Below are 14,708 nucleotides of genomic sequence, written 5' to 3'. Positions count from 1 at the left end.
TTATCCCGGGTTCAGTGTCACGGCGGCAGGCGATCCGGTCGTGGCGGCGCGGGTCAGCCGCAGGGCGTTGCCGACCACGAGCAGTGACGACAGCGACATGCCGATCGCCGCCATCCACGGCGAGACATAGCCCGCGGCGGCGGCGGGGATGGTGAGCAGGTTGTAGGCCACCGCCCAGGCGAGGTTCTGGCGGATGATGCCGAGGGTGCGGTGCGCCACGGTTAATCCATCCGCCAGGTGCATCAGGTTCTGTGACAGCAGGATCATGTCGGCGCTGGCCGCCGCCACCGCGGTGCCGCCGCCCATGGCGATGGAGACCTGGGCCGCCGCCAGCACCGGGGCGTCGTTCACGCCGTCGCCGATCATGGCGACCACCGCGCCCTGTCGTTGCAGCGCCTTGATGCGCGCGAGCTTGTCCGCCGGCTTGAGTTCCCACGCCAGTTCGCGGATGCCGAGCGCATCGGCCACCCGGTGCGCGGCCGTTTCATGATCGCCGGTGAGCAGCATGACGGTTTTTCCCCGACGCTGAAGTTCGGCGATCAGCTCGCGCGCGCCGGGGCGCAGTTCATCGTTGAGCACGAACGCGGCGAGTAAATCATCTTGTCCCGCCAGCAAGACCACGGTATCGCCCTGGCGTCGCAATAGTTCGAGCACGCCGGGATCGACGGCGCGGCCGGTCTGTTCCCCGATATAGGCCGGCGTGCCGAGGAAAAAAATCCGGTCGTCGATTGTGCCGCGCAGGCCGGCGCCGGGCGTGTTGACCACTTCAGCGGCGCTGGCCCGGGCCGGGCCGGAGGCCTCGATCAGCGCCCGCGCGATGGGATGCTCGGAATGGCGCTCCAGGGCGGCGGCCAGGGTCAGGCACTGCGCTGCCGTCAGCCGCGAAAAGCTCCGGGTTTCCAGCAGCCGCAGCCGCCCGCGTGTCAGCGTGCCGGTCTTGTCGAAAATGAAATGGGTCGCGTGCGCGAAGGTTTCGAGCGCGTGCCCGCGCGTGACCAGCAGGCCCAGGCGCGTGAGGTGACCGGTGGCTGCGGTGATGGCCGCCGGTGTGGCGAGTGACAGGGCGCAGGGGCAGGTGACCACCAGCACCGCGATGGTGGCGGGCAGCCACAGCGCGGGGTCGTGGCTCCACCAGTAGAGCGCGGTCAGGCCCGCGAGCAGCAGCACCGCAGTCACGAAGCCGGCGGCGATGCGGTCGGCGAGCTGGGCCAGGCGCGGTTTTTCCGCCGTGGCACGGTCCAGCAGCCGCAGGATCGAGGACAGGATGGTATCCGGCCCGGTTTTCTCGACGCGTGCGGTGAGCGGACTTTCTATGTTAATGGAACCGCCAATCAGAGATTGCCCCGGCGCCTTGGGTACCGGCAGGTGTTCGCCCGTCAGCAGTGATTCATCCACCGTGGAGCGGCCTTCCAGCACCACGCTGTCCGCCGGGATGGTTTCGCCGGGACGGATGCGTACGTGGTCGCCGGGTTGCAGTTCCGCCACCGCCACGATTTCCTCACGCGTCGTGCCGCCATCGTCCACGAGGCGCGTGGCGCTGGCCGGCGTGGCCTGCACCAGGGCTTCCGAGGCCTCGGAGGCGCGCTTGTGCGCCGCCAGCTCGAAGTAGCGCGCCGTCAGCAGGAAAAACGCGAACATGCACACCGAGTCGTAATAGACCGTGCCCACGCCGGTGACGGTGGTCCACAGGCTCGCCAGGAAGGCCGCGCCGATGCCGAGTGATACCGGCACGTCCATACCGGTGCGGAAATGTGTCAGGTCGCGCCACGCCGAACGGAAAAAGGGCTGCGCCGAATAGAGCAGGACCGGCAGCGTCAGCAACAGGCTGACCCAGTAAAAGAAACGGCGATACTCCATTTCCGTGCCCGACCAGTCGCCGACGTACAGCGCCACCGACAGCGTCATCACTTGCATGCCGAAGATGCCGGCCACGCCCACGCGACGCAGCAGCCGGCGGCGGTCATTTTCCAGTTGCTGCTGGTAGCGTCCCGGATCGAACGGGTGTGCCAGGTAGCCGATGCGGCTGACCGCCTGCAGGATGTCGCTCAGATGCACGCGGCGCTCGTCCCAGCGCACGCGCGCCCGGTGCGTGGCGTAATTGATGTGCACCTGCAGCACGCCGGGCACCTGCGCCAGATGGCGTTCGTTGAGCCAGACGCAGGCGGGGCAGGTGATGCCTTCGAGGATCAGCGCCGCCTCGCGCTCATGCTCGCCGTCAGTGCGGACAAAACTTTTCTGGATCTCGGGATGATCGTAGAGCGTGGTCTGGCGCAGGAACTCCGGCACGATCTCGCGCGCCGTGGGCGCGGTCGCGGTGCGGAATTTATAGTAATCGCCCATGCCGCCGTCGACGATCGCGCGTGCCACCGCCTCGCAGCCGCGGCAGCACATCGGGCGCGGCGCCCCGTCGATGTCCACGCGGAAGTCGCTGCCGGGCGGTACCGGCAAGCCGCAGTGGAAGCAGCCTGGCGAGTCTGCTGTTTTGGCAGGGAGCGTCTGGGTCGCGGAAATGGACATGGGTTGTCAGCGAGCGGCCTGATTCAGGCCGGGCCATTCTATAACGATTCCAGCGGTGGCGCGCTTGGCGTCAACGGCAGCAAAGAACAGGCGTCCGCTCCGAAACCAATCCGGCGCAAATAATCTTTGTTTAGCGAAATACTGGGCCATTACTGGGTAATTCCCGTCGTTGACGTCCACGATGGTTTGCAGGAAACTTGCCGCGCAATCAAAACGGCAGGCGGGAGCAAAGCATGATTCTGAGTCACGTGTGGGGCTTGTTGTCGCATCCGGAAGAGGAATGGAAATCGATCCGGAAGGAAAACTGCACCATCGGCAAGTGTTACTGTTCCCACGTGCTGCTGCTCGCCACCATCCCCCCGCTGGCCGGATACTTCGGCACCACCCAGGTCGGCTGGCAGGTGGTTACGCGCGAAGTGCAAAAACTCACGCCGGAGAGCGCGCTCTGGATCGCGATCCTGTCCTATCTCACCATCCTGGTGGCGGTGTTCTTCATCGGCAAGATGATCCACTGGATGGGCCAGACCTACGGCGCCAAACAGACGCTGCCGCAGTGCATCGCGCTGGCCGCGTACACGGCCACGCCGCTGTTCCTCTCCGGCCTCATGCTGCTGTACCCGTTGCTGTGGCTGAACCTGCTGATCGGCCTGCCGGTGCTCGGGTATTCCGTGTATCTGTTGTACACCGGTGTGCCGATCGTCATGGGCATTCCCGAGGAGCGCGGCTTTCTTTTTTCCACCGCGGTGCTGGCCGTGGGCCTGGTGACGCTGGTGGCGGTGCTGGTGGCCACCGTCATTCTCTGGGATATCGGTATCGGACCGGTGTATGCCGGTTAGCAGCGCGTCGCGTCTTTGGGTTTGATCTGGGTCAAGAATGCGCCCATTGCTTCTTGGATATAGTTCACGGGCTTCGTAACAGTAATACTCCGCGTTTTCCGGCCGCACGCCGTGTGTGAAGGTAATTTTTCTTTATTCACCTGACAAATGAGTGGGAGAATCATGGCCGCCCAGGACACATACAATTACAAGGTCGTACGGCAGTTCGCCGTGATGACCGTCATTTGGGGCATCGTCGGCATGCTGGTCGGGGTGCTGATCGCCGCGCAGATGGCATGGCCGGCGCTCAACTTCGACATCCCCTGGCTCACCTTCTCGCGCCTGCGCCCGCTGCACACCAACGCCGTGGTGTTCGCCTTCGGCGGCAGCGCGCTGTTCGCCACCTCCTATTACGTCGTGCAGCGCACCTGCCACGTACGCCTGTTCAGCGACGGGCTCGCGGCCTTCACCTTCTGGGGCTGGCAGCTGGTGATCGTGTCGGCCGCCATCACGCTGCCGCTCGGCATCACCACCACCAAGGAATACGCCGAGCTCGAATGGCCGATCGACATCCTGATCACGCTGGTGTGGGTGGCCTACGCCGTGGTGTTTTTCGGCACCCTGGCCAAGCGCAAAGTCAGTCACATCTACGTGGCCAACTGGTTCTACGGCGCGTTCATCCTCACCATCGCCGTGCTGCACGTGTTCAACAGCGCGGCGCTGCCGGTTTCCTTCTTCAAGTCCTATTCGGCCTACGCCGGCGTGCAGGACGCCATGGTGCAGTGGTGGTACGGCCATAACGCCGTCGGCTTCTTCCTGACGGCCGGTTTCCTCGGCATCATGTATTACTTCATCCCCAAGCAGGCGGAACGCCCGGTGTATTCGTATCGCCTGTCGGTGGTGCACTTCTGGGCGCTGGCCTTCACCTACATCTGGGCCGGCCCGCACCACCTGCACTACACCGCGCTGCCGGACTGGACCCAGTCGGTCGGCATGGTGTTCTCGCTGATCCTGCTGGCACCAAGCTGGGGCGGCATGATCAACGGCATCATGACGCTCTCGGGCGCGTGGCAGAAGCTGCGCACCGACCCCATCCTCAAGTTCCTGATCGTGTCGGTGTCGTTCTACGGCATGAGCACCTTCGAAGGCCCGATGATGTCCATCAAGACCGTCAACGCGCTGTCGCACTACACCGACTGGACCATCGGCCACGTGCACTCGGGCGCGCTTGGCTGGGTCGGCATGATCTCGATCGGCGCCATGTACTTTCTCATCCCGCGCCTGTTCGGGCGCGCGATCTACAGCGTCAAGCTCATCGAGACGCACTTCTGGATCGCCACCATCGGGATTGTTTTATACATCTCGGCCATGTGGATCGCGGGCGTGATGCAGGGCCTGATGTGGCGCGCGGTCAACGCCGACGGCACGCTGACCTACAGCTTCGTGGAATCGGTGCAGGCGATGCATCCGTTCTATATCGTGCGGACTTTGGGCGGCCTGTTCTTCCTGACCGGCATGTTGCTCATGGCGTACAACCTGTGGAAGACGATTGCCGGCGCCAAACCCGTCGAGGCGGCCATTCCCGCCCCGGCGGCGGCGCACTGAGGGAGAACGCACATGGCAACCGGACATGAGAAAGTAGAAAAAAACGTCGGCCTGCTGATCGTCCTGACGGTGGCGGTAATCGCCGTCGGCGGGCTGGTCGAGATCGTGCCGCTGTTCTTCCAGAAGTCCACCACCGAGGCGGTGGCGGGCCTCAAGCCCTACCCGGCGCTGGAGCTGGAAGGCCGCGACATCTACATTCGCGAATCCTGCATGGTGTGTCATTCCCAGATGATCCGCCCGTTCCGCGCCGAGACCGAACGCTACGGCCATTACTCGGTGGCCGGCGAGTTCGTCTACGACCGCCCGTTCCAGTGGGGCAGCAAGCGCACCGGGCCCGACCTGCATCGCGTCGGCGGCCGCTATTCGGACGAGTGGCACCGGGCGCATCTGATGAATCCGCGCGACGTGGTGCCGGAGTCGATCATGCCGGGCTATCCGTGGCTGGCGAAGAACAAGCTCGACGGCTCGCTGGTGCAGAGGAAGATGCAGGTGCTGCGCACGCTCGGGCACCCGTACACCGACGACGACATCAAGAACGCGCCGGCGGCGCTGGAAGGCAAGAGCGAAATGGACGCCCTGATCGCCTACCTCCAGGGCCTGGGCACCACCATCAAGGCGCGGAGATGACATGAACGCCGTGATTTTTCATTCATTCTGGACCGTGGCGCTGCTGATCCTGTTCATCGGCATCGTCATCTGGGCCTTCAGTTCGCGGCGCAAGCGCGGCTTCGACGAGGCCGCGCGCCTGCCGCTGGAAGAAGAGGAGTTCGTGCCGGCGCGTCCTTCCGGGGAGAAGCATCATGGCTGATTTCACGAGCGGTTTCTGGAACTGGTTCATCATCGTCCCGGTGGTCGGCGGCATCATCGCCATGTTCGTGCTCAACCGCTGGATGACCAGCGGCCCGCGCCCCAAGGAAGGCGAGAAGGCCAAGCCCATGGGGCACGTGTGGGACGAGGATTTGCAGGAACTGAACAACCCGCTGCCCAAGTGGTGGCTGAACATGTTCTACGTCACGCTGGTGTTCGGCATCGGCTATCTGATCCTGTACCCGGGCCTCGGCAACTACGCCGGCGCGCTGGGATGGACGCAGAAGGGACAGTACGAAGGCGAGATCGCCAATGCCGACAAGCAATTCAATCCGCTGTACGAGCAATATCTGAAGGAAGATCTCAAATTGCTCGCCGCCAACCCCGAGGCGCTCAAGACCGGCGCGCGCCTGTTCGTGAACTATTGCACCGGCTGCCACGGCTCGGACGCCGGTGGCGGTCCGGGTTTCCCCAATCTGCGCGACGAGGACTGGCTGTACGGCGGCGATCCGCTGACCATCAAGGCCTCGATCATGAACGGCCGCACCGGCGCCATGCCGCCGTGGGGCGCGGTGCTGGGGCCGGAAGGCACGGCCAACGTGGCCGAATACGTGCTCTCGCTCAGCGGTCGCAGCGTGAACGAGGCCGTGGCCGCTACCGGCAAGGAGAAATTCCAGCAGCTGTGCGTGGCCTGCCATGGCGCCGACGGCAAGGGCAACCAGGCCATGGGCGCGCCCAACCTGACCGATAATATCTGGCTTTATGGTGGCTCGAAGCAGAGAATCATGGAGACCATCGACAAGGGCCGTTCCGGGCGCATGCCGGCGCATGCCGAATTCCTCGGCGAAGCCAAGGTGCATCTGCTCGCCGCCTACATCTACAGCCTGTCGCATCCCGTCGCGGGGGGCAGTACGGAGAAACACTGAACGTGAAACCGCCTGATTCACCGGAGCGGGAGGAGACAGACAAAAACAGCGTCAATCAAAAACCAAAACGCATACCTTCGCTTGCCGAATCGCAGGAGGAGGTCGCGCGCCTCACCGCCGGCAAAAAACCGCGCGCCGCCGAAACCCCGTACCAGCCCCGCAACGTACCCGATCGCATCATCCCCATTTCCGAGGCGGACGCCGTCCAGGAAGGACTGTACGCCAAGCGCGCCCGCGTCTATCCGCGCGAGGTGCACGGCCTCTTCGCCAACCTGCGCGTGGCCATGGTCGGGCTCACCCTCGGCCTCTATTATTTTCTTCCGTGGCTCAACTGGGGCGCGGGCCGGCAGGCGTTCCTGATCGACCTGCCGAACCGCAAGTTCCACCTGTTCGCCTGGACCTTCTGGCCGCAGGACCTGTTCTTCCTCACTGCGATCCTGGTCATCTCCGCGCTGTCGCTGTTCCTGTTCACCGCCATCGCCGGGCGCGTGTGGTGCGGTTTCACCTGCCCGCAGACGGTGTGGACCGAGGTGTTCCTGTGGATCGAGCGCCAGATCGAGGGCGACCGGCCGAAGCAGATGAAGCTGGCGCGCCTGCCGTGGAACCACCCCGACAAGTTCGTCAAGAAAGGCACCAAGCATTTCGTCTGGATCCTGTTCGCCCTGTGGACCGGCTTCACCTTCGTCGGCTATGTCACGCCCATCCGCGAGCTGGCGGTGTCGCTCACGCAGTTCGCGCTCGGGCCGTGGGAGACCTTCTGGATCCTGTTCTACAGCGGCGCCACCTACGGCAACGCCGGCTGGCTGCGCGAGCAGGTGTGCCTGTACATGTGCCCGTACGCGCGCTTCCAGGGCGCGATGTTCGACCGCAATACCCTGATCATTTCCTACGATCCCGCGCGCGGCGAACCGCGCGGCTCACGCCAGCGGGGAAAGGAGCCGAAACTCCAGGGCCTGGGCGACTGCATCGACTGCACCCTGTGCGTGCAGGTCTGCCCCACCGGCATCGACATTCGCAACGGCCTGCAGATCGGCTGCATCGCCTGTGCCGCCTGCGTCGACGTGTGTGATTCGGTGATGGACAAGATGGGCTATCCCAAGGGCCTGATCCGCTACACCAGCGAAAACGCGCTCGAAGGCAAGCCGGTGAAGGTATTGCGCCCGCGCGTGCTGATCTACACCGGTATCCTGACGGCGATTGCCGCGGCCTTGCTCATCGCGGTATTGTTGCGCGTGCCGCTCAAGGTCGACGTGCTGCGCGACCGCAACGCGCTGTTTCGCGAAACTTTCGACGGTCTGATCGAGAACACCTATACACTCAAGGTCATGAACATGGATAACGGACCGCACCGCTATATCCTCAGCGCGCGCGGCATCGACGGCCTGCAACTGCGTACCGACAAGCCCGAGATCACGGTGGCGGCGGGCGAGGTGGCGGAAGTCCCGGTGCGCCTGCAGGCCGACCCCGCCAGCCTGACGCAGCGCAGCACGCCGGTGTATTTTCGCCTGCAGGCGGTCGATACCGAGGACCTCGCCACCGAGCAGGGCGCGCGCTTCCTGGGGCCGACGCGATGACGCAGGACGAGGGCAAGATTTTCATGTAGGTTGGGTTGAGGCGCTTGCGCCGAAACCCAACGACGGCGCAAATACGTTGGGGTTCGCTGCGCTCACCCCAACCTACACGAATTACCGGGAGAGGTTTTTTTAGGTTCGTCATTCCCGCGGAAGCGGGAATCCAGGATTTAATATAATGACTTCCATGCACACAAAACACGACAAAGAGCACGTCCGCTGGTACCGCGAACCCTTCGTGTGGCTGCTGATCACATTTCCACTCACGGCCGTGGTCGCGGGTTTCATCACCCTGGGCCTGGCCATCTCCTCCGATGACGGCGTGGTGGAGGATGACTATTACCTGCGCGGCAAGGAGATCAACCGCGTATTGGCGCGCGACCAGGCCGCCGCCACGCGCGGCCTGCAAGGCCGCGTCGAGCTCGACGACGCCAGCCAACAGTTGCTGATCCATCTCACCGCCCGCGCGCAGGCCGCGATCGCGGACAACGTCGAGATCAAATTCCTGCATGCCACGCGCTCCGGCATCGACCGGATACTGATCCTCGCGCGTCAGCCCGACGGCAGCTATCGCGCGCCGCTGCCGGCGCTGGCGCAAGGCCACTGGAACGTGCAACTCGCGGCGCAGGACTGGCGCCTGGTCGGCTCGCTGCGCATTCCGAATGAGCACGGCCTCGACCTCCGCCCGTCGCTGCCTTAATAAAAAATAGAATTCCCCCTCCCTTGACGGGAGGGGGCGAGGGGGAGGGTGAAGTCTTGCTTGAATTCGTGGATCCTCAAAGTTTCTTGAAACGCTCAGAAATAAACAAGAACCCGTCATTCCGGCGAAAGCCGGAATCCAGTCTATTACTGATTTTTCTGTTTCTAATATTCTGGACCCCGGTTTTCGCCGGGGTGACGAGAGGTTTTTAGGATTTCCAAGCTAATCATCCCATGCCCACCGAAATCACCCTCCTCTCGGCCTTCCTCGTGGGCCTACTGGGCTCGACCCATTGCCTCGGCATGTGCGGTGGCATCGTCGGCGCGCTCACGCTCGGCGTACGCGAAGACATCCGTTCCTCGCCGGCGCGGCTGCTTCCCTATCTCGCCGCGTACAATCTCGGCCGGATTACGAGTTATGCCGTGGCCGGCGCCGTGCTGGGCCTGGCCAGCGCGCAGGTCATGCGCGTGTTGCCGCCGGAGCAGGCGCGACTCGTCGCGAAAATCATCACCGGCGGATTCATGATCGCGCTCGGGCTGTATCTCGCCGGCTGGTGGCCGGGTCTGACGGCACTGGAACGCCTCGGCGGCAAACTCTGGATACGCATTGAACCTTTCGGGCGGCGTTTCCTGCCGGTGGATCATCCGCTGAAAGCGCTGGCCGCTGGCCTCGTCTGGGGCTGGCTCCCGTGCGGGCTGGTGTACTCGGCGCTGGCCTGGTCGATGACGACCGGCAGCGCCGCCCAGGGCGCGCTGCTGATGTTTTTCTTCGGGCTCGGGACGCTGCCGATGCTGCTGGCCATCGGCACCGCGACGGGCCTGTTCCGCCGGATCGTGGTGCATGTCTGGGTGCGACGCGGCGCGGGGATTTTGATCCTGCTGTTCGGCGTGTATACACTGGCGGGACTGGGTGACCACGTCGGCCATGGCCGCGAGCATGTCGGCCACAGCCCCTCGGGGCATCAGTCCGCGCAATAAAATGTAAGGCGCGTATCATGCGCTTTACAAAATCAGATTATTGAAACCTCTGCCGCGATCAAGGTGGAGAAGGTGGGTTAGGTCCCGTCGTAGTGTCTCGGGTTGAATGGCAGTTTTTGTTCCGCATGGACCTCCACGTAATACCGAATGGTACGGCCACTAATTATTTTCTAGCGGACCGTTGGGTATTCTGGTTTCTTCGGTAGTGGTTCGCATTTCTCATCATAGCCAATGCTTCATCGACGACTTTTTGTTGTCCATCGTTGGTTAAAACAGTGAAACTGACCGCGAGATCGCCAACCCGCACCATCCCGCTTGTCATGTATTTGTATTCGCCCGATTTAGGTGCTCGATCAGTTACTGTGTAGTAATAGCCGGGACCAGTCGCGCCATTCAGCTTCTTGACTTCCACCTCTTTTTCTACCGCTCGATCCCTGATGACATCGATTCCAGCCTGCACGCGGCGGCGAATATCTTTGGCACTTAGAGAACTGGCGTCGTTGCCTCGAAATACAATTGGACTGATCAGAATATCGAATGAGGTTCCGGTCCTCGGTTGCAGAGTGATCGTGGCATACGGGATCTGGGGTCCGTCTTTCAGCTCGGATTTCCATGATGTCGGTATTTTAAGTTCGATCGAATTGCCGTCACGCAATTCATATTGACGGATGTTCGCTTCTTCGGCAAAAACGCTTAGTGACAAACTTAATGTGAGAAGCAGTATGGCGATTTGCATTCAATCTCCTTTTGAGAGCAAAGCCCTGGGTTACAAAGGCATCCAGACAATCTCGCCCCAACTATACCGTACGTCCTCAATGAGTTTAGTGTGAGCAACGATCTTTCCTTCAAGGTCGTAAATATCGAGGAAATAAGTATCGTAAGCGACGGAGTGCCCGCTCAGAGCGGAAAGCAAGTTCTTGAATGAAACCTTTCCCCTGCTTATTGATTTGAGGATCGCTATGCGCGTCGAATCGGGGCTCCAGGCCAAGGCCCTGAGCAGCTCCTTACCGCTCAAGTCAATGCGCGCCAAGTCCCGTTTCCCTTGTATGTCAAAAATCACGAAGGCTTGAGGTAGCGCCGCCTTGGGCCGACGACCAACCACGGAAGCTGCAACATATCTGCCATTCGGGCTGAAGGCGAACGGCCCTTGGTAATATTCGTTTGTCCGATCGGGTAGCATGGTCGCGCCATATGGCGCAATCATTCCAGTCGCTTCATGCGGCGCTTTAATGTTACTGGTTACTGGTTCAATCTTCCCATGACGTATCAAAACTTGAATTTCAATATCCGATCCATGAAGAGCTATACCGAGCTCACCAGGTAACATTTCAAATAACGGGCGAGCGGAGCTATCAATGGTTATTTCAGACGACTGTTGTCCGGAGCAACCAGCGATCAGGAGCGTCGCGGTAAGTATTAGTTGGCGTTGTATGATCACAATGGATGTGCATTCAGCGACACATCTTTGTCTTTATCCATTCATTTCTTTTTCATTATGAAAAATGAGATTGATACAGTGATTACCGTCAGCACTATTGCAATAATTTGTATGAACACAGGATTTTCACCAGGGCTAGTCCACGCTAGTTTCAGATATTCAAAATAGAATCGGAAATCAATCCCCATTATTATCAAATAAGAAATTGACCACGAAACAAGATATACCAATAAAATAAAAATTAACCGATTTATCATTTTGTGCATATACAAGCGCCTCCCATGCTACGGTCGTATGCATCACTCAACAGTGGCCTAAGTTTCATCGTAATTGCAGGAGTAATATCAAATATAGTCTCATTTCCAATCCAGTCTGTCGGGCTATGCCCAAATGGCCACAATGGATTCCAAATTTTTGGATTGCCATGCTGATCAACATGTTCTGGGCTCAATGAATCCATTATGGTATGCATTGCCTCCGACATGCTATCAAGAGCTGCGTTTCTATTATTCTGCTTAGTGTATTCGCATGCTTCTTGAGTCTTCAAGCTGACAAAGATTTCTCTCATAATCAGAGCTTGCATAACGCTTTGATTCTTTCTCCTCTGTGAATGAACATGAGCAAAATTAGGATGCTGAGTTCTCTTATCGAACTCACGACTTGCGCTCATTAAACGCCTGACATCACCCGGAGGTAATACATTCAGTACTAGTGAGTCCGATAGGGGGTTCAAGAATACATCATGAAAAATCGAATCATGCCCGCCAGGGCTCCACAACCCTGATGGATCTGTGTATCTCAGCGGATTGTTATAAACATACGCATAGGTATTCAACCCACCCTGAAGCCCGATGGGATCACTACTGAGATACCGCGCCTGGGCGATACCGCCGTATCCCAACACTACGAGCATGAGCAAGCCCAATAAGGTTCTGGTTAGTGACATGCTGCTCCTCCATTCTTCACCGCTTTGTGCCGCGTTTCTGACTGACCTTCTGTAAATATTTTTCCTCCTCCTCTTTCGAGGGCTCCCACCAGCCCAGAGCTTCGGCCTTGGCAAACCATTGGTGGTTGTTTTGTGACAGATAGTGATAATGGCCTTTCGCCCGATCCGGAATCTCATTCGGCGAACGGTATTTCTCAAGATAATATTTAGCCAATAACCGGTAATAGGCGCTGCCTTTTCGGACCATCGCCTCCACGTCCCGGGGGTAATATTCGAGCGTCAGGTCGGAGATCGTGATGGCCTTTTCGAATTCCCGCTGCTCGAAATAGTGCTCAGCCAGGGTAGTCGCCATTATCGCCACGGTTTCCTTTCTGGTCAGCGGCCGCAAATACACGCCATTGGCCACGGCCTCCTCCGTCATCGGCATCTGTTCCCGATACCAGACATCCCGCGCCGGGTTGGCGCCGCTCGTGGTTTCCAGGTTATAGGTAGCTCCTGTCTCATCCTTGAATTTCACCAGTATGTGGAGCGGGGCGGTCGCGGCGGTCACGTCGATGCCCAGCCGTTGCCCCAGGATGACAAACAGTAACGGCATGGTGACGCAGTTACCCTTTTTGGATTCGAGGTAACGGGAAAGCAGTTTGTTGCTGAGTTTCGTGCCGAGCGGGTCGTTGAGGTCGTATTGGTAGGGCTGAAAGTTGTTCCATTCGCCCGGTTCGTAGATATAGCGTTTGAGCGCCTCAAGCTTGGTGGTCTGAGAGCCACCGAAGCCGGGCATCGCTTTTATCTTGGTCACCATCGCCTCGATTCTTTCCAAACCGGCCTCAATATCGACGGTCGGATCGATCAGCTTGTCGACGGTCAATTTGGCTTGGGCCAGGTCAATGTCTTGTTCCGGTTGTTTCAATATGTCCCGGACAAGCCTGGCTGACTTCAGCTCAACGCTCTTGCCCGGATCGAACCATTCGTAGGGATAGCGGGAATTGCCATCGATAACGTAAACGCGGGTCTGTTGCAGCAGGGGTTTCGGCAGGCCGGCAATGACCACTTTTGCCTTCTGGGGGCTTGTGATGTCCACTATAAGTACAACAGCCGGATGTTCGTCGTCTTTGGGATAAAAGGGGAGTTCGCGCTGGAGTGTCGTTTCGCGGGTTTGAAACGTATAGGTGGCCTCGGCTCCGCGAGGAACCTCAACTCCCTCGATCCGGTGCTGGACATGGACCTCGTAGGTGCCGGGGGTCGGGAGGTCGAACTCCCAAGCGCGCGTAGCCGCATGCGCGGGAAGGGAGAGGCCGAGGGCAATGAAGAGTACCAGCTGGCGATACAGCAAGGTTCCTCCTGATTTTTTTGGTTTCTATGGCGTGGATATACGCCGTGTTTTATTATGCAGTGCCTTTCTGGCGCATCCATTTCGCCGAGAACCGCCAGGCTTGTCAAGCAGCTTTAGGCATAGAGCTTTAGTATTGTTGAATGAAGCGACGGTGGAACAACGAGTTGGATGAAGACGCGGGGTTAAATTACAATTTCAGCTTTATCGGTTTCGGCAGAAAGCCATCTCTCGTGTCGCAGGAGAATCAATAACTAGCGCCATCCCGGCGCGCCAAAGGAGCCATAAAATGAAGAAGCAAATCAGCCGGTTTTCCCCTCATCAGAACGCAAAGGTTTTCGGCATTCTCATGGCGGTCGGCTCGCTGGTATTTGTCCTGCCTTTTTTCTCCATCGCGATGCTTTTCGGCCCGGACGTGGATCAGCACGGCAACCCGGTAGCCTTCCCGAAGTTCATGCTCATCCTGTTTCCGGTTTTGTATCTGGTGATTGGTTATTTGATGACGGTTATCGGATGCGCTCTCTACAATTTCTTTTTCAGGTACATCGGCGGCATTGAATACGAAGTGAAGGACGAAAACGCATAACCCGGCTCTCAACAACAAAACTCCGTCATTCCCGCGGAAGCGGGAATCCAGAATATTAGAAAGAGTTAAATATGCGCCAACTCAAAATGACCATCGGTTCCGTGGTGCTCGAAGCCGAGTTGCTGGATACGCCCACGGCGGAAGCCATCTGGAATGCCTGCCCCTTCACCTCCAAGGCCAACACCTGGGGTGAGGAGGTTTATTTCTCGACGCCAGTGCAGGTGAATCGCGAGCCCAGCGCGCGTGAGGTGGTGCAGCCGGGCGAACTTGCCTTCTGGATCGAGGGCGATTCCATCGCGATTGGTTTTGGCCGCACGCCGATCTCGCAGGGCAATGAAATCCGCCTCGCCGCCAAGACCAACATCTGGGGCAAGGCCAAGGGTGACGTGAAGCAGCTCAAATCAGTGAAATCCGGTGCGGCGATCAAGGTGGAGAAAATCGGTTAAGTGCCGTAGCAGCGCCTCGGAATGACTGACAGTTTGTAGTCTGGAGT

Annotated in this window: 14 protein-coding genes and 1 pseudogene; 10 read left to right on the top strand and 5 right to left on the bottom strand. The window is 59.6% G+C overall.

Annotation, left to right across the window (positions count from 1 at the left end; translation table 11 throughout):
* A complete protein-coding gene (locus SCL_RS12395) occupies nucleotides 1-2,517 on the bottom strand; it encodes a heavy metal translocating P-type ATPase (RefSeq protein ID WP_096361494.1) in 2,517 nt (838 codons plus the stop codon).
* 236 nt (nucleotides 2,518-2,753) lie between these two features.
* Between SCL_RS12395 and SCL_RS12390 the strand changes: the two genes are divergently transcribed.
* From SCL_RS12390 to SCL_RS12355, 8 genes are all read left to right on the top strand, one after another.
* On the top strand, nucleotides 2,754-3,353 hold the full coding sequence (locus tag SCL_RS12390; RefSeq protein ID WP_096361982.1) for a Yip1 family protein: 600 nt from the start codon (nucleotides 2,754-2,756) through the stop codon (nucleotides 3,351-3,353).
* A 162-nt stretch (nucleotides 3,354-3,515) separates the two neighbouring features.
* Nucleotides 3,516-4,937 (top strand): cytochrome-c oxidase, cbb3-type subunit I, encoded by a 1,422-nt coding sequence (gene ccoN, locus SCL_RS12385; RefSeq protein ID WP_096361493.1) that lies wholly within the window; start codon nucleotides 3,516-3,518, stop codon nucleotides 4,935-4,937.
* Nucleotides 4,938-4,949: 12 nt separating this feature from the next.
* Nucleotides 4,950-5,564, top strand: a complete 615-nt coding sequence (gene ccoO, locus SCL_RS12380; protein WP_096361492.1) for a cytochrome-c oxidase, cbb3-type subunit II — start codon at nucleotides 4,950-4,952, stop codon at nucleotides 5,562-5,564.
* A 1-nt stretch (nucleotide 5,565) separates the two neighbouring features.
* Complete coding sequence (locus SCL_RS12375; protein ID WP_096361491.1) at nucleotides 5,566-5,745, top strand: cbb3-type cytochrome oxidase subunit 3; 180 nt, start codon at nucleotides 5,566-5,568, stop codon at nucleotides 5,743-5,745.
* Nucleotides 5,738-6,670, top strand: a complete 933-nt coding sequence (ccoP, locus tag SCL_RS12370; protein WP_096361490.1) for a cytochrome-c oxidase, cbb3-type subunit III — start codon at nucleotides 5,738-5,740, stop codon at nucleotides 6,668-6,670. Before SCL_RS12375 ends, ccoP begins: the two co-directional genes overlap by 8 nt.
* Nucleotides 6,671-6,855: 185 nt before the next feature.
* Nucleotides 6,856-8,244, top strand: coding sequence for a cytochrome c oxidase accessory protein CcoG (ccoG, locus tag SCL_RS12365; RefSeq protein WP_420823642.1), 1,389 nt, complete (start codon nucleotides 6,856-6,858; stop codon nucleotides 8,242-8,244).
* A gap of 175 nt (nucleotides 8,245-8,419) precedes the next feature.
* Entirely contained in the window at nucleotides 8,420-8,941 is a 522-nt protein-coding gene (locus tag SCL_RS12360) for a FixH family protein (protein ID WP_096361489.1), read from the top strand.
* Nucleotides 8,942-9,174: 233 nt separating this feature from the next.
* Entirely contained in the window at nucleotides 9,175-9,918 is a 744-nt protein-coding gene (locus SCL_RS12355) for a sulfite exporter TauE/SafE family protein (protein ID WP_096361488.1), read from the top strand.
* Between the two features lie 163 nt (nucleotides 9,919-10,081).
* Here SCL_RS12355 and SCL_RS12350 read toward each other — a convergent pair whose 3' ends face one another.
* The 4 genes and pseudogenes from SCL_RS12350 to SCL_RS14405 form a co-directional block, all read right to left on the bottom strand.
* Nucleotides 10,082-10,654, bottom strand: coding sequence for a hypothetical protein (locus SCL_RS12350; protein WP_096361487.1), 573 nt, complete (start codon nucleotides 10,652-10,654; stop codon nucleotides 10,082-10,084).
* Nucleotides 10,655-10,684: 30 nt separating this feature from the next.
* A complete protein-coding gene (locus SCL_RS12345; protein WP_148665093.1) occupies nucleotides 10,685-11,356 on the bottom strand; it encodes a hypothetical protein in 672 nt (223 codons plus the stop codon).
* Nucleotides 11,357-12,151: 795 nt separating this feature from the next.
* Nucleotides 12,152-12,230, bottom strand: a pseudogene (locus SCL_RS14575) (RHS repeat-associated core domain-containing protein); the annotation flags it as partial.
* Nucleotides 12,231-12,318: 88 nt separating this feature from the next.
* Complete coding sequence (locus SCL_RS14405) at nucleotides 12,319-13,632, bottom strand: transglutaminase family protein (RefSeq protein ID WP_148665092.1); 1,314 nt, start codon at nucleotides 13,630-13,632, stop codon at nucleotides 12,319-12,321.
* Between the two features lie 286 nt (nucleotides 13,633-13,918).
* On the opposite strand from SCL_RS14405, the gene SCL_RS12325 reads away from it, so the two are divergent.
* Nucleotides 13,919-14,215, top strand: a complete 297-nt coding sequence (locus tag SCL_RS12325) for a hypothetical protein (protein WP_096361482.1) — start codon at nucleotides 13,919-13,921, stop codon at nucleotides 14,213-14,215.
* A 71-nt stretch (nucleotides 14,216-14,286) separates the two neighbouring features.
* Nucleotides 14,287-14,661, top strand: a complete 375-nt coding sequence (locus SCL_RS12320; protein ID WP_096361481.1) for a cyclophilin-like fold protein — start codon at nucleotides 14,287-14,289, stop codon at nucleotides 14,659-14,661.
* Nucleotides 14,662-14,708 lie beyond the last annotated feature (47 nt).

Source organism: Sulfuricaulis limicola, assembly GCF_002355735.1.
GTDB classification, from domain to species: domain Bacteria; phylum Pseudomonadota; class Gammaproteobacteria; order Acidiferrobacterales; family Sulfurifustaceae; genus Sulfuricaulis; species Sulfuricaulis limicola.
This window is presented reverse-complemented; position numbering and strand designations above follow the sequence as displayed.